Source organism: Streptomyces sp. CNX435 (genome assembly GCF_059570575.1).
The window spans coordinates 239,340-260,371 of sequence record NZ_JCANTA010000004.1; the positions used below are offsets into that span (position 1 = coordinate 239,340).

A 21,032-nucleotide genomic window follows, 5' to 3' on the forward strand; every position below is an offset into this window, starting at 1 on the left:
CGCCCGGCCGTCGTACCCACGCCGAAGGGCCCGTCGACCCCGTCGACGGGCCCTTCCGTACGCCCCCTCACGCCGCCAGCGCGACCGTCTCGACCGCCGGCGTCCGCAGCACCCGCCGGGTGGTGCCCAGCGCGGTGACCATCGTCGCCGCCACCGCCACCCCGGCGACCGCCGCCCAGATCCCGTACCCGGCCTGGGGCAGGACGTCGTCCGTACGCGCCACCGTGAAGGGCACGATCCCGGCCACCGCCGCCAGCGTCCCGAAGAACACCCCGGTCACCGTCAGCAGCAGCCCCTCCAGGCCGACCCCCGCCAGCACCTGGCCGGGCGTCGCGCCCGCCAGCCGCTGCTGGCCGAACTCGCGGCTGCGGTACGAGGTCGCCGCGTACAGCGTGTTGATCAGCATGACGCAGGCGAAGACCGCGATGATCCCGACGACCACGAAGTTCAGCGTCTCCAGGTTCTTGTCGTCGACCGACTGCGTCAGCCCGGCGGCCTCGATGTGGTCGTTCTCGACGGACTGCATGTACAGCGTCGCGACCGAGATGCCCACGAAGAGGACCATCGGCATCAGCACCCCGGACAGCTGCGCGGCCCGCTGCCGCAGCCCGTGCACCGTCAGGTAGCCGCTGCCGCCGCCGAACACCGTCAGGAGCCCGCCGGTGAGCCGCAGCAGCCCGCCGAGCAGCGCCGGCGAGAAGGCCGCGAAGCCGACCGACAGCAGGATCGCCCCGTACGCCGGCGGGCCCATGGCCTCCGGGCCCGCGTCGCCCATGGCGAAGCCGGTCAGGCACAGGACCGCGCCCAGGCCCAGCGCGGCGAAGCCGCCCCAGGTGCGCAGCCGGCGCCGCGGGGCGCGCTGCTCGCGCGCCTTGTTGGCCCGCCGCACCGCGAGGAACGCGGCGCCGACCGAGGCCAGCAGCGTGATGTCGACGCCGGACATCAGCGCGACGGTGCCGAAGACGTGGTCCACGTCGTCCGCGACCTGCCCGCTGTCCTGGAACATGTCCAGCAGGATCCGCCCGCCGATCATGCCGGGCACGATCGCCAGCAGCGACCCGACGAGGGCGACGACCGCCGACTCGCCGACGATCATCCTGGTGATCTGCCCCGGCGTCGCGCCGGTGGAGCGCAGCAGGTCGATCTCGGTGGTGCGCTGCCGTACGGCCACCGTGAGGGTGGAGGCGACGGCGAAGAACACCAGCAGCGAGCCGTAGCCGCCGACGACCATGGCGGCCGTGGAGAGCGACTCCGAGCTGGTGTCGTCGACACCCTCGGCGCCCGCGGTGTCGAGCAGCGAGTTGAACATCATGATGATCGTCGCGCCGAGGAAGGCGGACAGCAGCGTGGCGGCGAAGCGGCCGGGCCGCTGCCGGATCGAGCGCATGGCCAGCGAGAACATCGGTCAGACCCCCATCGGCGCGGTGTGGTGGGCGGCGGGCTGCCGGGTGCTGTGCGGGGCGCCGCCGCCCTCGTACACGTCGCCGAGGTGCGTCATCCGCTCCGCGACGGCGTCGGCGGTCGGGGCGTTCAGCTGCCCCACCAGCCGGCCGTCGGCCAGGAACAGGACCGAGTCCGCGTACGAGGCGGCCACGGGGTCGTGCGTCACCATCACCACCGTGCGGCGGTCGACGCGCACGGTCTCCTGCAGCAGGCCCAGCACGTCGCGGGCGCTGCGGGTGTCGAGCGCGCCGGTCGGCTCGTCGGCGAAGACCACGCTCGGCGCGGCGACGAGCGCCCGGGCGATGGCGACGCGCTGCCGCTGGCCGCCGGAGAGCTGGTCGGGCCGGTGCCGCATCCGGTCGGCGAGGCCGACGCGGGCCAGCACCTCGCGGACCCGGGCGCGGTCCACGCGGCGGCCGGCGAGCTTCAGCGGCAGCACGGTGTTCTGCGCGACGTTCAGCGTGGGCAGCAGGTTGTACTGCTGGAAGACGAACCCGATCCGCTCGCGGCGGAACTTCGTCAGCTCCGTCTCGCTGCCCCCGGTCATCTCCGCGCCGTCGACCATGACCACGCCGCTGTCCGGCCGGTCCAGGCCCGCGGCACACTGCAGCAGCGTCGACTTCCCGGAGCCGGAGGGCCCCATCACGGCGGTGAACGACCCGGCCGGCAGGCTCAGCGTCACCCCGTCGAGCGCGGTGACGGCCGCCTCCTCGGCGCCCCCGGAGCCGTAGACCTTGGTCACCTTGACCAGTCGCAGCGCCTCGTGCGGCGCGCCGCCGGCGACGGGACCCGTGGTCCCGCGGCGCTCGTTGCGTCCGAACATCGTCTTCACCCCTCGTTATCCCGGCACTCCCTGTGCCTGACAACGAAGCTACGGACGGTGACGGGCGCGGACACTGGGCGCACGACCCCAATGCGGGGTGGTGTTACGTACACCCCCGGCGCGCGAGCCCGGCTTTCACCGGCGTCTCCGGGGTTTTCCTGCTCTGGCCGCTGGCCACCGCCGACGGCGCCGCGGGAGGCGTACGTGGCGATGGGGCCACGGTTCCTGCGCCCCCCGCGGAGACGGGGCTCGTCAGCAATAGCCGCCGTAGCAGGTGCGAGTGTAGGTACACCCGCCAGGCAAGCGGCAGTAGACGTACGCATAGTTGCCGCTGCACGATATGCCGCAGTTCCTGAAGGGCGCGCAGTTGCGGCAGTCCTCCGCGTGCGCCTCGGACTTGGGGACCACCCGGGCGAGCATACGGTCGCCGAGAGCTTCGAAGATCTTCTTCATCGGTGTCGGTTCCTTCCGGCTGATGTCGGCACGGTCACGGACGTCACTTCTTGTCGTCGCTGTGCCCCAGCGGCGCTACCAACTTGTCGTCCGAGTGCCCCAGCGGAGCAACCAGCTTGTCGTCGCTGTGCCCCAGCGGGGTGACGTCGGTGGGCATGCATACGGCGCTTGCCAGCGATGCTGTACCGAACATGGCACCGCCGATGAGGGCGACGGTGACGACAGCCCTGGCGGCAATTCTCACTTTGCACTCCTTGTCCTCGTCCACAACCAGCGCCCCCAAAATGACGCACAGCGCGTACAGGTGGTGTACAGGGATCCCTGTACACCACCTGTACGCGGGCCCGCCTAATCTGCTCGCCGAACTCGGTGGTCTGCGGAAGGGATCCCGTCCTATGCCTGTCATCGCCTCCCTCCTGGCCGTCGTCGGCGTGGTGGCCGTGGCCAACCTGGCGTTCACCATGGCGGTCGTCCGGCGGCTCCGGGAGCACGAGGAACGCCTCAGCGGACTGGCCGGGACCGGGGCGATGGCGCCCGCCACACTGGAGATCGGGGACCGCCCCGATGCCTTCGCGACCGTGGACACCGAGGACGGGCCCCTGGACGAAGGCTTCCTCAGCGATGCCGACGGCGCCCTGGTGGGCTTCTTCGCCCCCTGGTGCGAGCCCTGCAAGGAGTGGCTGCCGCGGTTCGTCGAGGCTGCCGCCGCGGACCCCGGGACACCTGCCCTGGCCGTGCTGCTCTCGGACGAGGGCTGGGAGGAGATGGCCGAGCGGCTGAGCCCGGTGGCGCGGGTGGTCGCGGAGCGCAACGAAGGGGTGGTGCACACCGCGTTCCGGTCCATGAACTATCCGACGCTGTACCGCCTGGACGCCTCCGGCGCCGTGGCACGGAACGAGAACGCCGAGGTCGTGCAGGCGTCGACCCGCGCATGACCCGTCGGCAGCGGAAGGACACGGTGGCTGCCGGGGAGAACGGGGCGGCGAAGGCCGCACCGAGCCCCCGGGATCCGGTGCGGCTCACGCCGCGGCTGGCGGCCGGGCATCTCAAGGCCGCCGTAGCCCTGGCGCTTGCCGCGGCGCCTGTCGCCACGGTCGGACACGTTGCGCTCACGCTGCTCGTCGGCGTCCTTCCCGTGGCGGTCACCTGGCTGACCAAGGTGGTGCTGGACTCGCTGGCCGAGGGCGGCACCGGGTCGCTGCTGTGGCCCGCGCTGGGCCTGGCGACGGCCGCGGGCGTGCTGAGCCTCACTCCCCGGGTGATCGGCTATCTCCAGGCCGAATCGCGCCGCCGCATGCAGCTGTTGGCGCAGGAGCGCCTCTTCGCCGGGCTCGATGAGCGGCTCAAGGGCCTGTCGACGCTGGAGAACCCCTGGTTCCACGATCGCGTACGGATCGCCGGCGGGACCGGCAGCGTCGCGCCGGGGCAACTCATCGCGGGCGCCTCCGGGGTCGGGCAGAGCACCGCGACGCTCACCGGGTTCTTCGCCACCGTGCTCTACCTCAGCCCGTGGCTGGCGGCGGCGCTCGCCGCCGCCGCGATACCGACCCTGCTGGTCGAGCTGTCGGTCTCCCGCCGCCGTGCCCGGGTGCTGTGGCGGCTCTCCTCCGCCGAGCGCCGCCGCATCTTCTACGAGTCGCTCCTGACGGACCCCCACAGCGGCAAGGAGGTGCGGCTGCTCGGTCTCGGCCGCCTCTTCCGGACCCGGATGGGCGACGAACTGCGGGCGGCCAACGCCGCCGAACGCGCGCTGGACCGGCGTGAACTCGTCCTGCAGACGTCACTGATGCTGCTGGGCGCCGCCACCGCGGGCGCGGGCCTGGTGTGGGCGATCGGCCGCGCCCGGCACGGTGACATGTCCGTGGGCGACGTCACCGTGTTCGTCGCCGCCGTGGCCGGCGTGCAGGCCGGCCTCTCCGAACTCATCGGGCAGCTGGGCAACGTGCACCAGAGCATGCTGGAGTTCGACCACTACCAAGTGGCCTCCGCCGTGCCCGCGGACCTGGCCGTGCCCGCCCCGGCCGCGGCCGTGCCGCCGCTGCGCAGCGGCATCGTCCTGCGGGACGTCTGGTTCCGCTACACCGACGACCAGCCGTGGATCCTGCGCGGCGTCGATCTCACCATCCCCGCCGGGCGGAGCCTGGCGCTGGTCGGACCCAACGGCTCCGGCAAGAGCACCATCGTCAAGCTGCTGTGCCGGCTGTACGACCCCACTCGCGGCAGCATCACCTGGGACGGCGTCGACCTGCGGGAGACGGATCCGGACCAGCTGCGGAACAGGATCTCCGCGGTCTTCCAGGACTACCTGCAACTCGAACTGCCAGCCGCCGAGAACATCGGCCTGGGGGACATACCACACCGCGAGGACCGCGCCCGCATCGTCGCGGCTGCCCGCGCGGCGCAGGTCCACGACGACCTCTCCCGGCTGCCGCACGGCTACGACACCATGCTCACCCGGATGTTCGTGGACAACGCCGACCGGGACGACCCGGCAACCGGGGTCTTCCTGTCCGGCGGGCAGGGCCAGCGGGTGGCCATCGCCCGTGGGCTCTTCCGCGCCGGACGCGACCTGCTGATCCTCGACGAGCCCAGCTCCGGCCTGGACGCGGAGGCGGAGCACACCATCCACTCCCGGCTGCGGGAGCACCGGGAGGGCCGGACCAGCGTGCTGATCTCCCACCGCCTCAACACCACCCGCGACGCCGATCAGATCGCCGTGCTGCGGGAAGGCCGCATCAGCGAACTCGGCGACCACGACGCCCTGATGCGGGCCGCGGGGAGCTACGCCGAGCTGTTCTCCCTGCAGGCCGCCGGATACGCGGAACCGGTGCGACCGTGACGGCGGCGTGGCCGCTGGCCGGTGGCGCCGTGCTCGCGGCGACGTCGCTCGGCGTCTGGTGGCTCCGCCGCAGCTACCGGGTCGTCTCCATCGTCGGCCCCAGCATGCTGCCCGCCTACGCCGACGGCGACCGGGTGCTCGCCCGCCGCCGCGGCGGGCGGCGGCTGCGGGTCGGCGACGTGGTCGTCTTCGGTGCCGACAGTGGGCTCGGCAGGACGCTGAAGATCAAGCGGGTGGCGGCGCTGCCCGGTGACGCGGTGCCCGACGAGATGGCGTCGGCCGGGAGCGCTCGCGTGCCGCCCGGTCGTTTCGTCGTGCTCGGGGACAACCGCGCGGACAGCCTCGACTCCCGCCAGCTGGGCCCGCAGCCGCTGTCGAGCGTGTACGGCGTCGTGCTCCGCCACCTCGGACCGTCTCGCTAGTTCGGACCATCTCATCAGGAGGAGGCGCACGTGCCTGCCGGCCAGTATCTCGATCTCGCCATCCGGGTGCTCCTGGGCGTGGTCTTCGCCACGGCGTTGGTGTCGAAGCTCCGCCCGGCGGACTTCCGGGAGTTCGTGGAGACGACAGGGGCGCTGCTGCCTGCCGGTCTCCGCCCCCGCCGTCGCCCGCTGGGTACCGCCTACCTGGTCTGCGAGGCCGCCATCGTGCTGCTGGTCGCCGTGCCCTCCGCGGTTCCCGCGGGAATGGCGCTGGCCGCCGGAGTTCTCCTGATGCTGGCTGTCGCGATCAGCCGGCAGGAGCGGAGAGGTGGCCACGTGCTGTGCCGCTGCTTCGGCGCCGGCACCGCCCCGTTGGGCAGGCCGCATCTCGTGCGCAACGTCGTGCTGGCCGTCCTCGCCGTGACCGGGCTGGCGGCGAACGCGCTCGGCTCAGGGGATGCGGACAGCGCCGCCGCGGCGATCTCGGCGGTGGCCGGAGGGCTGTTCTGTGCCCTGCTCGTCATTCGCTTCGATGACCTCCTCTCGCTCTTCACGCCCCCGCCCGCGCCACGCCCGGCCGCGCCGCGCCCCGTCGTCAGGACCCGGCGGGCAGCGGATGGTGATTGAGGACGGCGTTGTGCAAGGCCGACAGCCGCGGCCCCGGCAGCATGCCGATCCGGGCGAGTTCGCGGTACGCCTGCCGGTAGACGGCCAGCGCGGCACCGCCGTCTCCCGCGGTGTACAGCGCCTGCATGAGCAGCAGGTACACGGCCTCGTCGCCCGCGTGCTCCAGCAGATGGCCCCGCAGCAGGCGCTGGGCGTCGTCGCACCGGCCGCCGTGGATGAGCAGTTCAGCGAGATCGAGGAGGGCCCGCCGCCGGTGGTCTCGCACGGATGCCACCCAGTTCCCCAGCATCGGACCGTGCGGGACGTCGCTGAGGACCGGCCCGTCGCAGAGAGCAAGAGCCTGCTTGAGGAGGATCATCCGCTCGTGCGGGACGTCTGTCGCCCGAGACCGGTCCAGCAGGTCGAGGAACATCCGGTAGTCCACCCGGGCCTCGGGCAGCCGCACCGCGTACACACCGTCGTGCAAGGTCTGCACCACCTCCGGGCCGAGGGCCCGGCGGATGAGGTGGACGTAACCGCGTACGTTGACGGTGGCGGACTCCGGCGCCTCGCCCGGCCACAGCTCGGCGACGATCCGCCGCATCGGCACCGGCGCGTCGGCCACCAGCAACTGGGCCAGCAGCGCCCGGGGTTTCGGCCACAGCCGGACGGGGGCACCGCCGTCACGGGCCACCTCGAAGGTGCCGAGCAGTCGAACGGTAAACCGGTTTCGAGACAAGACTTCTCCCGGTCCTGGGACGACATTCCTGGGTGTGGGATACGGCATGCGCGAGTGCTCGGTAGCTAACAGCAGGCCACGGGGTATGTGAAGACCCTGCCGAGGCGTGCCAGGTTTTGCTCAGGTCCTTGTCAAGGTTTACCCGGCAAGGTTGCGCTGCACAATTGCGGAACCGGGAATGGAGCGGGGAATTGCGCGCAAGGAATAAACTGAAAGCGGCGCGGGTTCGTCGCTACGGTGCGGGGCGCGGCGGTGGGCACTGGGCGCACGGGTGTTGACCTGAACCCCGGTTGAGGCCGCAGGCTGGACGGGTGCCACCGACGAGAGGGGAACGGCCGTGATCCTGGTGACCGGAGCGACGGGCAGGGTGGGCGGCCAGGCCGTCGCCCAGCTGCGCGGGGCGGGCGCGCCCGTACGCGCCCTGGTGCGCGACCCCGCCCGCGCGGACCTCCCGGAGGGGGTCGAGGTGGTACGCGGAGACCTCGCCGACCCCGCGTCGATGGGGCCGGCCTTCGCCGGCGCCGAGGGCGTCTTCCTGCTCTGGCCGCTGCCCACCGCCGACACCGCCCCCGCCGTCCTCGACGCGGCGCTCGCCGGGGGCGTACGGCGTATCGCCTACGTCTCCGCCTGGGGCGCGTCCGACGACCCCGACGAGGAACCCGAGGGCATCCTCGGCTTCCACACCGCCATCGAGCGCCTGCTCCGGGCCTCGCCGCTGGAGTGGACCCTGCTGCGCGCCGGCGGCTTCGCCGCCAACACGCTGCACTGGGCGGCCCAGATCCGCGCGGGCGACGTGGTCCACGCCCCGTACGCGGACGCGGGCCGCTCCCTCATCCACGAGGCCGACGTGGCCGCGGTCGGCGTCCACGCCCTGACGCACGACGGCCACGCCGGCGCGACGTACCACCTGACGGGCCCGGAAACCCTCACGCAGGCCGAGCAGGTCCGCACGATCGGCGAGGCCCTGGGCCGCGACCTCCGCTTCGCGGAGTCCCCGCCGGAGGCGGCGCGGGAGGCGTACGTGGCGGCGGGGCTGCCGCCGTCGTTTGCGGACGGGATCCTGGCGGCGCAGGCGCGGCTGGTGGCGCACCCGGAGCCGGTGACGCAGACGGTGGCGGAGGTGACGGGCGTGAAGGCCCGCACGTTCGCAGAGTGGGCGAGGGACCACGCGGCGGACTTCGGCGGGTGACGGCGGCTTACGGTTGACGGCGCTGCCGGCGGCCGGTGCGGATTCCCTCCGTTCGGGGCGCCGGCCGGCCGCCGCCGTCGTCAGCGAGTGCTGCTCGCGGGCGCACTCTGGCACGGGGCGCCGCGTGTGGCTGCGGCCTCAGGGGTTGGTCCAGGCGTCGGGGTCCTCGGCCAGCTCGTGCACGTACCCCGGCAGCCGGGCCGACGCCACGTCCGCGAGGGTGACCTCCCCCAGGATCCTGCGCACGTTCACGCGCAACGCGATCCACAGCGGCAGCAACGACTCCGCCGGACCCACGTACGACAGCTCCGGCGGCCGGGCACCGCGCACCGACACCAGCGGGCCCTCCACCACCCGGATGACGTCGGCGATGGTGATCTCGTCGGCGGGCGCGGCGAGCCGGTAGCCGCCCCGGCCGCCGCGCTGGCTGACCACGAGCCGGCCGCGGCGCATGTCGCCGAGGATGCTCTCCAGGAACTTGTGCGGGATGCCCTGCGCGTCCGCGATGGCCTCCGCCTTGACCGGGGCGTCCTCCTTCGCCGCCGCCAGCTCAAGTGCCGCGCGCACCGCGTAGTCTGCTCGTGCCGAGATCCGCATGCCGGTCATTATGTCTGCAAGGCGCCTTCCCGCTCTGTCAGGGGCATGCGCGTCACCCGCCGCGCCGTTCCCGCAGCCCCGTGGCGGGCCGGCGCGGGCAGGTGCGGGCCGGTGGATGCGGAGTGGCACGGTGTTACGTTCTGTGACATGACCGACCACGCGCTACGGCTGCTGCGGCAGGACCGCCGCCTGGCCGAACTGGCCGCCTTCCCCTTCGACTTCGACCTGGACCGCGCCGCCCACGGCCACGTCGAGGAGGTCCGCCTCGCCTCGGGCGAGCCGCTGGAGACGGTGGCCGGGGACGACACCGGCGGTACGTACTTCGTATGCGCGGACGGCCCGGTGCTCTACGCCGACTCAGAGGGTGGTGCGGGGATCATCGGCTCCAGTGTCGACGAGACCCTGGAACTCCTGATCGGCCTGCCCGGCTGGCGCGACTACACACACCTGTCGCCAGACGACGGCGAGCAGAAGATCCTGGCGTGCGTCGCGGAGACCGAGGACGAGACCCGTAAGCACTACGGAATCGACGAGGAGCGGGCCGAGCTCCGTGCCGCGCTGGGCTTCCCGACACGCTCCCCGGTCGAGCTGGTGGGCATGCTGCGCGCCGCACTGCTGCGCACCGAGCCGGACTACGTACTGCTCAACGCGGACGAGGGGTGCGCGTACAACCGGATAGGCCCGGCCGGTCCCCCGCTGTGGGAGCCGGTGCTCGCGGCGGGCCGCGCCGATCTCGCCCGGCTGCGGGAGGGCGACCGCACGGCATGGCGTGAAATCGCCGAGGACCCGGTGCGGCGCCGGATCACCCTGCGGGCCGCGCAGTTCGACCGCGCCGAGAGCGATCTGGAACTGCTGCGGCAGTTGCTACGGCACGAGACACGGTCGTCGATGACGGACGAGCTGCGGCTCGCGGCCGTGCTGGTGGGGCTGCGCGGGGACACCGGAGATCTGCCGCTGCTGCTTGAGGTCCGGGAGACGGACTACGACACTGCGTTGGGCCTGGGCGGTATGCCGGAACCGGGTGCAAGCGCGGACGAGTTGCGGCAGTGGGCGCAGGCGCTCGACGAGTCGTTGTTCGGGGCAGACCCGTCTGACGAGCCGGTCTCCACATGGACCGACCTGGCGCGGGACCAGGGGATGACGGAACTCGCGCGGGTGACGCTGATCCGCGAACTCGACGACATCTTCATGGACCAGAGCAGACTCCGCCGCCCCGAGGCGCCCCGCACCCTGGCCACGGCTCCGCCGCGCGGGCTGGCCATGGACTTCGAGGAACTAGGCGACCTTCCCCAGGCGCTGCGCGCCCAGCGCCTGTACGCCGCCCTTCAGGAGACGGCATGGGACCGGGCCTCGGCCCGGCACACCCTGGCCCGCATGGAGCGGGAGGCGGGCCGGCTACCGCAGGCAGCGGACAGCCTGGCCGCCGTGCGCGACGCCCTGGCCACCCCGGGCGACGACTCACTGCGCCACTGGCAGCAGGTCAACCTCGGCCGCTTCATCGCCGAGGAGCACTACCGGCTCACCCTCGCCCTGGCCGACGCGGGCAGCCCCGAGGAGGCCCGTGCCCTCCTCACGGCCGCCGACGCCATACTCGGCGAACTCACGGAAAACGCTGCGAACGGCATCCGCGAACTCGCCGAGCAGACCGCCGCGAGAGTGCGGAAGCTCAACTGAGGACGGGAACGCCGGACGGGCGGTCCCGGCACCAGTCGACGAGGCCGTCGGCGTAGCCGCCGTCGGCCCAGACGAGGGTATGTCGCGGTGCAGTGGCAGAGGCGGCCGTTACGGTGGCCGCATGACTGACGAAAGCTTTTGGGACAGCCCCGCGGATCAGCCGGTAGCCCGTCACGGAGAGGGGCGCCTGACCGTGGTCCGCGCGCCTTTCCCCGGCCCGGAAGGGATTCTTCCTGCGCACGATGCGCAGCGGGCCGGGGAGTTCACGGAAGCCTTCGGCACGATTGATGCCGTCCTGGAAGACCTTGGCGCCGTCACCGCCACCGAGGCGATCCCGATGGACACCCGCGCAGACCTCGATCGGGTGCGAGTCGGCTGCTGGGGGAACGTGACCGAGATCTGTGACCCCGCGCTTGCCAACACTCCGGGCATGTTCTCCGTGGACGCGCACGTCCACGCCCTGGCCGAACGGTTCCCCGACGCCGTGATCATCGCCTCCGCCACCATCGACCACAACCCGCGCTACGGGGCATGGAGCATCCTCCACCCCTCCGGACTGGACGTGTTCGCCGAGTTCTGGCACGACGAAGGCGACTGGCAAATCGACGGGGAACCGGCGGACGTCATCGACGTCTTCGGCATCGATCCAGCCCATGCCGAGGCGGAAGGAATCGAAGCCAACGCCGCCCCAGAAACCATCAATTGGGAAAACCTCGCGCGGCTTGCCTGCGCCCGCGTCTACCCGATCGATCGGCGTGGCATGACGGCCTCCGTCTTCCGCGTGCGCCACACCAAGGAGGTCACCAGAGAAATGGAAGAGACCTGGATTGAACGACGGTAACGACCCAAAATCCTCAGCCAATTATCAGTCGGCACACACTGAAGGGCTTCAGGGCCTGCCCGCGGCGAGCATTCCCGCGGACGAATTGATGGTGCCGGGATACTTTGGGTTCCTCGCGAACATAGTCACGCAGAACTACCCGGCGTCCAACCTCATCACCCGCCGGACCCTCGGCTGGGAACCCGCCCAGGCCGGCCGTCAGCCGCTGCCACACCTGCTGCCAGCCGATCCCGGGGAACAGGGCTCCGGCCAGCAGCAGGTACACCACCAACGTGAAGGAAGATCGCGTACCCGCTGCTGCGTCCTGCCGGTCTCGGCCAGCACCTCGTCGACCATCTCGAACGGGATGATCTGCGTCAACTCCCCCAGATGACCCGGCGCGAACGATCCCGCGGCAACCGCTACCGGCCCGGCTCAGCCGGGCGGGGAACAACCGCACTGTGCGGCACGGGGGCCCGGTGCCGCACGGCCTTGCGAGGGGTTGCTACCGAGCGCGCCACTTGGCCGACTTCGAGTCGAATCCCGGGGTGCACTTGATGGCACCCTTCGGGACAACCTTCAGGTAGCAGCTGTTCCCCCCCATGGCGCGGTAGCCTTGGCTTGGGTCCGGGACGCCTCCGATCCAGGCCTGGCCCGGGCCCGCGCACCCCTTGATCGTGGTGATGGGTCCGTTGGTCATGCACCGGAGCGTGCTGTCGTTGTCGTCGAGCGCGATTCTGTTTTCCGTGAAGTTGAACCAGAACTGCCGATCATCATTCTTGTCGCACGTGTCCTGGACCACGAGACCGCTCGACGCGCCCTTAAGACACTTTCCGGTCGCCGCGTTCTGGATCTGGACCATCCCCGCCTTGGGCCGCACGTCGTCCGTCTGGACCGCGTCCGCCGACGGCCGGGCCTCCTCCGACTGAACCGCATTCGCCGCCACCGGAGACAGGCAGAGTGCCAGCGCCCCGACGGCGATCCACGCCTTCTTGCGCACAAAATTCCCTTTCCTCGGCACCGCCCGGCGATCGGCCGGGCCGAGAAGAGCCTCTACCCGGCCCTGGCCATCACGGAATCACCCGACCGGACTAAACTGGAACCCCCGCCACCGGCCGGACAATTGACAACGGAAAGCCACGCGTGTAGGGGTCCACCGCCACGAGGCTGCCAGCGGCCGACCTCCCGCATGGTCTCGGTGGAGTCCTCCCAGATGGCCCACGGTGACGTGCACGGCGGTGATCCCGGCGGCGCGCCACTCCTCGAAGCGTTCGCGGGCGGGATTGTTGAACTGCAGTGCGTCTACGAGCACGGTGGTGTTCCTCTGCGGTGCGGTGGGGGTGTGGATCGGTGGCCGGGTGCGTTCAGCCGGGGAGGCGGGAGAGGCCGCCGAGCTTGCCGAGGGCCGGCAGCTCGTCCCGTAGGCCCAGGTGGCGCAGGGCCCGCCAGAGGGATGCCTGATTGCTCGTCACGACGGGCGGCCCGGTGTCGAGTTCGAGGTACGGCAGCACCTCGAACGTCCGGAACGTGCCGCAGGAGATGAGGAGCGCGTCCGCGTCGGGCGCCGCCTTGTGCAGCCGGCGGCCGAGCCGGTACGCGCTGTCGGCGTCGTGCACGCCGGCCTCGTACGGGTCGGTGAGCTGCAGCCCCTCCATGGCCACCACCTCGAAGCCGAGTTGCGGTGAGGTACGTGCGCAGCGCCTCGTTGACCTCGTCGGTGCAGATGGTGCCGACGGCGACCTTCGTCGCGCCGAGCGCGCGGAGCGCGTCGTTGGCCGCCTGCTGCACCCCAATGCCACCGGGCCACACACCACGTTCCGGCGAGACGCGTCGACCGGCCGCGTGACCCACTACGCTGAGTGGGCTCCGCAGTCCAATCCGAGGAATCCGGCGCCGTGGGAGATGGTGAAGCGTGCCGACATGCAAGGGCAGCCGCACTTCGACAAGAAGAGCGGGCAGGTAATCCCCACACCACACGTCAACTTGCCGGACGGTTCGGCGAGGCCGACCGAGGATTGGGAGATAACCCCTGGTGGCTGACGACCTCTTCACAAGGCTTGACGCCTGGTATGCCGAGCAGTGCGACGGCGAATGGGAGCACGAGTTCGGCATCAAGATCCAGACTCTGGACAACCCGGGCTGGCTCATCCAGGTCGACCTCTCCGGCACGGGTTCGGAAGGGGCCACCCTTCCCGCGAACCTGGATGAGGACGAGTCCGGCACGTGGGTGCACAGCTCCGCGGACGGAACCGAACTTCGCGTTGCCTGTTCCCCCCGAGCGATGGAGAAGGCGATGCGGGTAGTCCTGGAATTCCTGTCGGCCTGAAGAGGGCCGGTACCGGATCATGCCGTATACACGGGCAGCGGTCACGAGGTGGCCGTCTCCTGGCACAAGTCCGGCTACAGTGCGGCGGAGACGGCGACTGCGTCGAGGTCGCCGCCTGCCCCTCCGTCATCCACGTCCGCGACTCCGGGGAGAACCGGCCCACAGCTCACCTTCAGCCCCGACGCCTGGGCCGACTCCGTCGCCTTCGCTCAGACCTGGTCGTCGTCCACCGCGTAGCGGCGTTCCGCCAGCCGCATCGGGCGGGCCGGCTCCGGGGTCGTGGCCACCGTGACGCCCGGGCGGCCCGCTTCGATCACGAACTCCGCGGATGTGGTCGCCGTGGTGTTGTCGGGGCGCCAGACCGTGTCGACGGTGCGGAGGGAGGCGGTCATCCGCTCGCGGGTCACGTCGCAGAGGACGTACGCGCGGCGGTTGTCGATGTACTTCCAGTGCGGGCTCTCCGCCATGATCGGGTCGTACGTCGCGTGGAAGGCCGCCGGGTCGCTGTCGCCGCCGGAGGAGATCGACGAGCCGGTCAGCTCCGCGCCCACCACCGGGCTGGCCGGGTCGTCGAAGTCGGGCTTGAGGTCGCAGACCCAGGTGGCGTGCCGGTCGCCGGTGAGGATCACCGGGTTCTCCGTGCGGCCCGAGCCGAAGAACTCCAGCAGGCGGCGGCGCTGGGCGCGGTAGCCGTCCCAGTTGTCGAGGTCGAAGACCTGCTCGGGGCCGGCCGTGCGGTCGTTCTGGGCCCACATGAGCTGGTTGGCCAGCAGGTTCCAGCGGGCGCCGGAGCGCTCCATGCCGCGTACGAGCCAGCGCTCCTGGTCCGCGCCGGTCATGGAGCGGGCCGGGTCCTCGGACTGTTCGAGGGTGGTGATCTGGTCGCTGCGGTACTGGCGGGTGTCGAGGACGTGGACGGTGGCGAGGTCGCCGTAGCGCACCGACCGGTAGAGCTGCATGTCCAGGCCGTCGGGCATCGAGGCGCGGCGCAGCGGCATGTGCTCCCAGTACGCCTGGAGCGCGGCGACGCGGCGGGCGCGGAAGGCTTCGGGGGTCTGCAGGTCGGGGTCCTGGGGGATCTCGTCGGCCCAGTTGTTGTCGATCTCGTGGTCGTCGAGGGTGACGATCCAGGGGGCGTGGGCGTGCGCGGCCTGGAGGTGGACGTCGCCGCGGTACTGGGCGTGGCGGTTGCGGTAGTCGGTGAGGCTGTACGGCTCGTCGGTGCCCTCGTGCCTGCGGACGGTGGTGTCGCGGGGGACGGACTCGTAGATGTAGTCGCCGAGGAAGGCGACGAAGTCGACGTCCTCCTGCGCGGCGTGGTGCCAGGCGGTGAAGTAGCCGTCCTGCCAGTTCTGGCAGCTGGCGAAGAGGAAGCGCAGGTTGCGCGGGCTGGCGTCGGCGGCGGGGGCGGTGCGGGTGCGGCCGGGCGGGGAGGTCTCGGTGCCGGCGCGGAAGCGGTACCAGTACTCGCGGTCGGGCCGCAGGCCGTGCACCTCGACGTGGACGGAGTGGCCGTGCTCGGGGCGGGCGAGGGCGGCGCCCGACTCGCGTATCCGCGTGAAGGAAGGGGTGTCGGACACCTGCCACTGCACGGGCACCGCTCGCGCCGGCATGCCGCCGCCGGCGAGCGGGTCGGGCGCCAGCCGGGTCCAGAGCACGACCCCGTCGGGCAGCGGGTCGCCGGAGGCGACGCCGAGGGTGAACAGCCCGGAGGGCAACCCGTCGGCGGTGCCGCTGCGTTCGGCGGCGGTGGCGGTGGAGGGGGCGAGCAGGGCCGGGGCGCCGGCGGCGGCGCCGAGGGTACCGAGGGCGAGGGCGCCGCCGGTGCCGAGCACGCTGCGCCTGTCCAGGTTTGAGCGAGAACTCACAGGTTCTTCCTTCTTGGGTGGGAAGATGCCGAGAACTCGCATGACCATGACAGCGGGAAGAGAAGACGCGAGGAAGCGGCGACTACGCCCAGATGGGCACCGCCTGAAGGCTGGGCGACCGGTGTGAGCAGGTGACGGCCGGATGCCGCGCGTGACCGCCGGAGGCCGCGCGGGCGCCGGGCGTACGGAACCGGGAACGGACCGGCGCGTAGCCGACCGGGGCCTGGCTGAACGGCACCGGCTGACCGGGCCCTGCCGACCGGCGCTTGGCTGACCGGAATGCCCGATCTCACCGCCCGGGGGCGGGGACTGACAGCAATCTGCCAACCCCCCCACCGCCTCCGCCGGGTGATGATGGCTGGTACGGCTCCGAAGCGGTGACGCCTGAAGTGGGGTATCAGGATGGCCAGTGGCACCTCCCGCACTCCGTCGTCGCCGACCCCCGGAACCGCGGTCGCCACCCACTGCCCGTACTGCGCGCTCCAGTGCGGCACACGGCTGCGGCCCGACGCTTCCCCGAGCGCGCCCCTGCACGTCGAGCCCGACGCCGACTTCCCCGTCAACCAGGGCGGCCTGTGCCAGAAAGGCTGGACCGCCCCCGCCGTCCTGCGCGCCCCCGACCGGCTGCGCACCCCGCTCCTGCGCGACGGCGCCGGCCGCCTCGCCCCCGCCGGCTGGGACACCGCCCTGGACACCGTCGCCTCCCGGCTGGCGCAGATACGCGCCGCGCACGGCCCCGACTCCGTCGCCGTCTTCGGCGGCGGCGGGCTGACCAACGAGAAGGCGTACCTGCTCGGCAAGTTCGCCCGGGTCGCCCTCGGCACCCGGATGATCGACTACAACGGCCGGTTCTGCATGTCCTCCGCCGCCGCGGCCGGCGTCGCGGCCTTCGGCCTGGACCGCGGGCTGCCGTTCCCGGTCACCGACCTCGCCGGGGCCGACACCGTCCTGCTCGCCGGCGCCAACCCCGCCGAGACCATGCCCCCGCTCATGCGCCACCTCAACAAGGCCGGCGCCCTCGTCGTCATCGACCCCCGCCGCACCCCCACCGCCGAGCGCGCCGCGCTCCACCTGGCCCCCGCCCCCGGCACCGACCTCGCGCTCGCCCTCGGCCTGCTGCACATCGCCGTCGCCGAGGGCCGGCACGACGAGGAGTACGTCCGCACCCGCAGCGTCGGCTTCCGCGCCGCCTGGCGGCGGGCCGCCGGCTGGTGGCCGGAGCGCGTGGAGCTGGTGACCGGGGTCCCGGCGGCGGCGCAGCGGGAGGCGGTACGGCTGCTGAGCGAGGCCCGGCGCGCGTACGTCCTCACCGGGCGCGGCGCCGAGCAGCACAGCAAGGGCACGGACACGGTCGCGGCGTTCGTCAACTTCGCGCTCGCGCTGGGCCTGCCGGGCCGCCCCGGCTCCGGGTACGGCTGCCTGACCGGCCAGGGCAACGGCCAGGGCGGTCGCGAACACGGCCAGAAGGCCGACCAGTTGCCCGGCTACCGGCACATCACCGACCCCGGGGCCCGCGCCCACGTCGCCGGCGTCTGGGGCGTCGAGCCGGACAGCCTGCCGGGGCCCGGGCTGAGCGCCGCGGAGCTGCTGAACGCCCTCGGTACGGCGGGCGGGCCGCGCGCGCTGCTGGTGTTCGGCTCCAACCCGGTCGTCTCCGCGCCGGACGCCGAGCGCGTCCAGCGCCGGCTGGCGGAGCTGGACCTGCTGGTCGTCGCGGACTTCGTACCGTCGGAGACCGCGACCGCGGCGGACGTCGTGCTGCCGGTCACCCAGTGGGCCGAGGAGGAGGGCACGCTCACCAACCTGGAGGGCCGCGTCCTGCGCCGCCGCCGCGCCCTGGCCCCGCCGGCGGGCGTACGCACCGACCTCGCCGTACTCCGCGAACTCGCCGTCCGCCTCGGCGAGCCGGCCGACCGCTTCCCGGACGACCCGCGCCGCGTCTTCGACGAACTCCGCCGCGCCTCCCACGGCGGCACCGCGGACTACGGCGGCATCAGCTACGAGCGGCTGGACGCCGGCGAAGCGCTCCACTGGCCCTGCCCCGCCACCCCCGACGGCGACCCGCCGCACCCGGGCACCCCGCGGCTGTTCCTCGACCGCTTCGCCCACCCGGACGGCATGGCGCGGTTCCAGGACGTCGACCACCGCGAGCCCGCCGACGCGCGCGACGACCGCTTCCCGCTCTGGGCGACGACGGGGCGGCAGCTCGCGCACTACCAGTCGGGCGCGCAGACCCGCCGGGTGCCGGAGCTGGTACGGGCCGCGCCGGAGGCGACGGTGGAGATGCACCCGGACACGGCGGCGCGGGCGGGCCTGGCGGAGGGCGAGCTGGCGCGGGTGCGCTCGGCGCGGGGGGCGGTGCTGGCGCGGGTGCGGCTGGTGGCGACGCTGCGGACGGACACGGTGTTCCTGCCGTTCCACTTTCCGGGGCACGGGCGGGCGAACCTGCTGACGGGGACGGCGCTCGATCCGCGCAGCCGGATGCCGGAGTTCAAGGTGAGTGCGGTGTCCGTGGAGCCGGTGGGGGCGGAGGGTTCGGTGGGGCTGCCGGAGCGGGAGCGGGTGGCGGCGGCGGTACGGGGCGCGGTGGGTTGAGGGGTACGGGCGGTGGTGCGGGCGCCGGTGCGGGCGCGGGGACAGGCGGCGCCCACGTCGTCATCGTCGGCGGCGGCCCGGTCGGCCACCGCGTGGCCGAACGCCTGCGCCACCACGGCCACGACGGCCCCGTCACCCTCCTCGACGCCGAACCCGGCCCCGCCTACCACCGCGTCCTCCTCCCCTCCCTCCTCGACGGCAGCCTCACCCCCGACGACCTCCGCCTGCCCGACCTGCCCGGCGTCCACGTCCGCCACGGCGTCTCCGCGGCCGGTATCGACCGCCGCCGGCGCCAGGTCCGTACGACGGAACACGACCGGCTCCCGTACGACAGCCTCGTCCTGGCCACCGGCGCCCGGCCGCACCTCCCACCCGTGCCCGGACTGCGCCACGCCTCCGGCTGGCCGGTCGACGGCGTCACCGGGCTGCGTTCGCTGGCGGACTGCGCCCGCGTGCGCGGCGACGACGTCGTCGTCCTCGGCGGCGGCCCGCTGGGCGTGGAGACCGCGTCGGCACTCCGCCGCGGCGGCCGGAACGTCACGCTGGTGCACCCCGGCCCGTACCCGCTGGACGGCCTCCTCGACGCCGGGGCCGGCGAGCTGCTGACGCGGTATCTGGCCGGGCTGGGCGTCGGGTTGGAGCTGGGCCGGGTGGCCGCCGAGGTGCGGCCCGGCAAGGTCGTGCTCGACGACGAATGGCCGCTGGCCTGGGACACCCTCCTGTGCTGCACGGGTGTCCGCCCCCGCACCCGGCTCGCCGAGGCGGCGGGCCTGGCGGTACGGACCGGGGTGCTGGTCGACGCCGAGGGGCGGACGAGCGACCCGGCGATCCGCGCGGTGGGCGACTGCACGGAGCCCGCGGGTTCGCTGTTCACGGGCTGGGAGCAGGCGGAGGCGGTGGCGAGGTCGCTGACGGGCGGCAGGGGTTCGTACGGGGGCGGGCGTCGCCACCGGCCGGTGTTCCGGCTGCGGGTTCCGGGGCTGACGCTGGGGGTGCTGGGCGGCGGCCGGGGCGGTGCGGGGGACGAGGCCGTGACGTACCGGGACCCGGCCGGCGGCCGGTACGCCCGCCTGTCGGTGGACGCGCAGGGCCGGCTCACGGCCGCGGTGCTGGTCGGCCTCCCCCAGGCGCTGGCCACGCTGACCCAGCTCTACGACACGGACGCCCCTCTCCCGGAAAGCCGCCTCGCACTCCTCCTCGGCCGCCCCGCGGCGCCTTCCGGCCCGCCGCCGACGCTGCCGCCGGAGGCGGTGGTGTGCCGGTGCAACAACGTGACGAAGGCGGCGCTGGCGACAGCCTGGGACGGGGGCGCCCACGACCCGGGCGCGCTGGCGAAGGCCACGCGGGCGACGACGGGGTGCGGCTCGTGCACGGACGAGATCCAGGGCCTCTGCCGGGAGTTCGCGGAGAGTACGCCGTGAAGCGCCTGCTGGTCATCGGCTACGGCATGACGGCACACCGGCTGGTGGAGGAGCTGCGCTCCCGCGACCGGGAGGACCGCTGGCGGATCCTGGTGCTGGGCGAGGAGCCGCACGAGGCGTACAACCGGATAACGCTGGCGGACAGGTTGCGGGGCGTACCGCCGGAACAGCTCGGGCTCAGCGCCCTGGCCGGCCCGGGCTTGCGGGTACGTACCTCCACGAGAGCGGCGGCGATCGACAGAGCGGCGCACGAGGTGGTGACGGCGGACGGCGAACGGCTGCCGTACGACGCGCTGGTGCTGGCCACGGGCGCGGTACCGGCGCGACCGCCGCTCCCGGGGGCGGAGCTGCCGGGGTGCCACGTGTACCGGACGCTGGACGACGTCAACGCGATCCACGCGGCGGCGTCGGCGGCGGCGGGGCACAGGGCGGTCATCGTCGGCGGCGGCCTCCTGGGCCTGGAGACCGCGGAGGCACTCCACCGCCACCTCGGCGTACGCCCGCACGTGGTGGAGGCGGCCCCGCACCTGATGCCGGCCCAGCTGGACCCCGCGGCGGCAGACCTCCTGGCGACCTGCCTGAGCCGCAAGGGAATCCGGCTGCACGCGGGCACGGCACTCCGCTCCATAGACCCCGGCCCCGCCGGGAGGGTCGCCGGGATAACCCTGGCGGACGAAACCCGCATCAAGACGGGCCTGGTGGTCTTCACCGCGGGCACGCGCCCCCGCGACGACCTGGCCCCGGCGGCCGGGCTGCCGCGCGGCGACCGGGGCGGCTACCTGGTGGACGACGACTGCCGCACACCGGACCCGGACATCTGGGCGATCGGCGACTGCGCCGCGATCCACGGCCGCCGCACGGGCACGGTGGCCCCCGGCTACCACATGGCGGCAACGGTGGCGGGCCACCTCCTGGGCACCCCCACACCCCCACCGCCGCTGTCCCCGGCGGAACCCTCGACGGTGCTGAAGCTCCCCGGCGTGGACGTGGCCAGCATGGGCAACCCCCACGCGACCGCCCCCGGCGCGATAGAACTCACCTACACCCACCCGGCCGCCCGCTACGCCAAACTGATCCTGGACCCCGAAGCCCGCACCCTCCAGGCCGCCATCCTCCTCGGCCACCCCCGCGCCTACCCCCGCCTCCACGCCCTGGTGGGCCACGAACTCCCAGCCCCCGCGGAACAGCTCCTCAGCTGAGCCCCCGCCCGGTGCTTA

20 protein-coding genes and 2 pseudogenes are annotated in these 21,032 nt (G+C 72.9%); 12 read left to right on the plus strand and 10 right to left on the minus strand.

Annotated elements, in window-relative coordinates:
- Positions 1 to 67: 67 nt before the first annotated feature.
- The 4 genes from T328_RS10065 to T328_RS10080 form a co-directional block, all read right to left on the minus strand.
- Positions 68 to 1,402 (minus strand): ABC transporter permease, encoded by a 1,335-nt coding sequence (locus T328_RS10065; RefSeq protein ID WP_496495592.1) that lies wholly within the window; start codon positions 1,400 to 1,402, stop codon positions 68 to 70.
- Between the two features lie 3 nt (positions 1,403 to 1,405).
- Complete coding sequence (locus tag T328_RS10070) at positions 1,406 to 2,266, minus strand: ABC transporter ATP-binding protein (RefSeq protein WP_496495593.1); 861 nt, start codon at positions 2,264 to 2,266, stop codon at positions 1,406 to 1,408.
- Positions 2,267 to 2,518: 252 nt separating this feature from the next.
- On the minus strand, positions 2,519 to 2,719 hold the full coding sequence (locus T328_RS10075; RefSeq protein ID WP_496495594.1) for a hypothetical protein: 201 nt from the start codon (positions 2,717 to 2,719) through the stop codon (positions 2,519 to 2,521).
- Between the two features lie 43 nt (positions 2,720 to 2,762).
- Positions 2,763 to 2,963: a hypothetical protein gene (locus tag T328_RS10080; RefSeq protein ID WP_496495595.1), complete on the minus strand. Its 201-nt coding sequence runs from the start codon at positions 2,961 to 2,963 to the stop codon at positions 2,763 to 2,765.
- Between the two features lie 151 nt (positions 2,964 to 3,114).
- On the opposite strand from T328_RS10080, the gene T328_RS10085 reads away from it, so the two are divergent.
- From T328_RS10085 to T328_RS10100, 4 genes are read left to right on the plus strand one after another with little or no spacing between them, the layout of a single operon-like run.
- A complete protein-coding gene (locus T328_RS10085) occupies positions 3,115 to 3,654 on the plus strand; it encodes a thioredoxin domain-containing protein (RefSeq protein ID WP_496495596.1) in 540 nt (179 codons plus the stop codon).
- Positions 3,651 to 5,558 carry an ABC transporter ATP-binding protein gene (locus tag T328_RS10090; RefSeq protein WP_496495597.1) on the plus strand — a complete coding sequence of 636 codons (1,908 nt, stop codon included), beginning with the start codon at positions 3,651 to 3,653 and terminating at the stop codon, positions 5,556 to 5,558. Before T328_RS10085 ends, T328_RS10090 begins: the two co-directional genes overlap by 4 nt.
- Complete coding sequence (locus tag T328_RS10095) at positions 5,555 to 5,980, plus strand: S26 family signal peptidase (RefSeq protein WP_496495598.1); 426 nt, start codon at positions 5,555 to 5,557, stop codon at positions 5,978 to 5,980. The genes T328_RS10090 and T328_RS10095 overlap by 4 nt, the downstream gene beginning before the upstream one ends.
- Positions 5,981 to 6,010: 30 nt before the next feature.
- On the plus strand, positions 6,011 to 6,607 hold the full coding sequence (locus T328_RS10100; protein ID WP_496495599.1) for a MauE/DoxX family redox-associated membrane protein: 597 nt from the start codon (positions 6,011 to 6,013) through the stop codon (positions 6,605 to 6,607).
- Here T328_RS10100 and T328_RS10105 read toward each other — a convergent pair.
- Positions 6,576 to 7,325: an AfsR/SARP family transcriptional regulator gene (locus T328_RS10105; RefSeq protein WP_496495600.1), complete on the minus strand. Its 750-nt coding sequence runs from the start codon at positions 7,323 to 7,325 to the stop codon at positions 6,576 to 6,578. The two genes, T328_RS10100 and T328_RS10105, sit on opposite strands and share 32 nt — an antisense overlap.
- 337 nt (positions 7,326 to 7,662) lie before the next feature.
- On the opposite strand from T328_RS10105, the gene T328_RS10110 reads away from it, so the two are divergent.
- On the plus strand, positions 7,663 to 8,514 hold the full coding sequence (locus T328_RS10110; RefSeq protein WP_496495601.1) for an NAD(P)H-binding protein: 852 nt from the start codon (positions 7,663 to 7,665) through the stop codon (positions 8,512 to 8,514).
- Positions 8,515 to 8,652: 138 nt separating this feature from the next.
- Here T328_RS10110 and T328_RS10115 read toward each other — a convergent pair whose 3' ends face one another.
- Positions 8,653 to 9,111: an RrF2 family transcriptional regulator gene (locus T328_RS10115; protein ID WP_496495602.1), complete on the minus strand. Its 459-nt coding sequence runs from the start codon at positions 9,109 to 9,111 to the stop codon at positions 8,653 to 8,655.
- Positions 9,112 to 9,258: 147 nt separating this feature from the next.
- Between T328_RS10115 and T328_RS10120 the strand changes: the two genes are divergently transcribed.
- Positions 9,259 to 10,785 (plus strand): hypothetical protein, encoded by a 1,527-nt coding sequence (locus tag T328_RS10120; RefSeq protein WP_496495603.1) that lies wholly within the window; start codon positions 9,259 to 9,261, stop codon positions 10,783 to 10,785.
- A 121-nt stretch (positions 10,786 to 10,906) separates the two neighbouring features.
- Positions 10,907 to 11,626, plus strand: coding sequence for a DUF6333 family protein (locus T328_RS10125; protein ID WP_496495604.1), 720 nt, complete (start codon positions 10,907 to 10,909; stop codon positions 11,624 to 11,626).
- A 198-nt stretch (positions 11,627 to 11,824) separates the two neighbouring features.
- Here the strand turns inward: T328_RS10125 and T328_RS10130 are convergent, their stop codons facing one another.
- The 3 genes and pseudogenes from T328_RS10130 to T328_RS10140 form a co-directional block, all read right to left on the minus strand.
- Entirely contained in the window at positions 11,825 to 11,962 is a 138-nt protein-coding gene (locus T328_RS10130; RefSeq protein ID WP_496495755.1) for a hypothetical protein, read from the minus strand.
- Between the two features lie 148 nt (positions 11,963 to 12,110).
- Entirely contained in the window at positions 12,111 to 12,605 is a 495-nt protein-coding gene (locus T328_RS10135) for a hypothetical protein (RefSeq protein ID WP_496495605.1), read from the minus strand.
- Positions 12,606 to 12,969: 364 nt separating this feature from the next.
- Positions 12,970 to 13,387: pseudogene (locus tag T328_RS10140) on the minus strand (maleate cis-trans isomerase family protein); the annotation flags it as partial.
- 250 nt (positions 13,388 to 13,637) lie between these two features.
- Between T328_RS10140 and T328_RS10145 the strand changes: the two are divergent.
- Entirely contained in the window at positions 13,638 to 13,931 is a 294-nt protein-coding gene (locus T328_RS10145) for an Imm53 family immunity protein (RefSeq protein WP_496495606.1), read from the plus strand.
- Between the two features lie 48 nt (positions 13,932 to 13,979).
- Positions 13,980 to 14,168 (plus strand): annotated as a pseudogene (locus T328_RS10150) (DUF397 domain-containing protein).
- On the opposite strand, the gene T328_RS10155 reads toward T328_RS10150, so the two are convergent.
- Positions 14,141 to 15,766, minus strand: a complete 1,626-nt coding sequence (locus T328_RS10155) for an alkaline phosphatase D family protein (RefSeq protein WP_496495756.1) — start codon at positions 15,764 to 15,766, stop codon at positions 14,141 to 14,143. The pseudogene T328_RS10150 and the gene T328_RS10155 sit on opposite strands and share 28 nt — an antisense overlap.
- Before the next feature lie 435 nt (positions 15,767 to 16,201).
- Between T328_RS10155 and T328_RS10160 the strand changes: the two genes are divergently transcribed.
- Genes T328_RS10160 through T328_RS10170 form a run of 3 tightly spaced genes read left to right on the plus strand, consistent with a single transcriptional unit; the run spans position 16,202 to position 21,014 of the window.
- Positions 16,202 to 18,394 (plus strand): molybdopterin oxidoreductase family protein, encoded by a 2,193-nt coding sequence (locus T328_RS10160; protein WP_496495607.1) that lies wholly within the window; start codon positions 16,202 to 16,204, stop codon positions 18,392 to 18,394.
- Positions 18,391 to 19,815 carry an FAD-dependent oxidoreductase gene (locus tag T328_RS10165; RefSeq protein WP_496495608.1) on the plus strand — a complete coding sequence of 475 codons (1,425 nt, stop codon included), beginning with the start codon at positions 18,391 to 18,393 and terminating at the stop codon, positions 19,813 to 19,815. Before T328_RS10160 ends, T328_RS10165 begins: the two co-directional genes overlap by 4 nt.
- Complete coding sequence (locus tag T328_RS10170; RefSeq protein ID WP_496495609.1) at positions 19,812 to 21,014, plus strand: NAD(P)/FAD-dependent oxidoreductase; 1,203 nt, start codon at positions 19,812 to 19,814, stop codon at positions 21,012 to 21,014. The genes T328_RS10165 and T328_RS10170 overlap by 4 nt, the downstream gene beginning before the upstream one ends.
- Positions 21,015 to 21,032 lie beyond the last annotated feature (18 nt).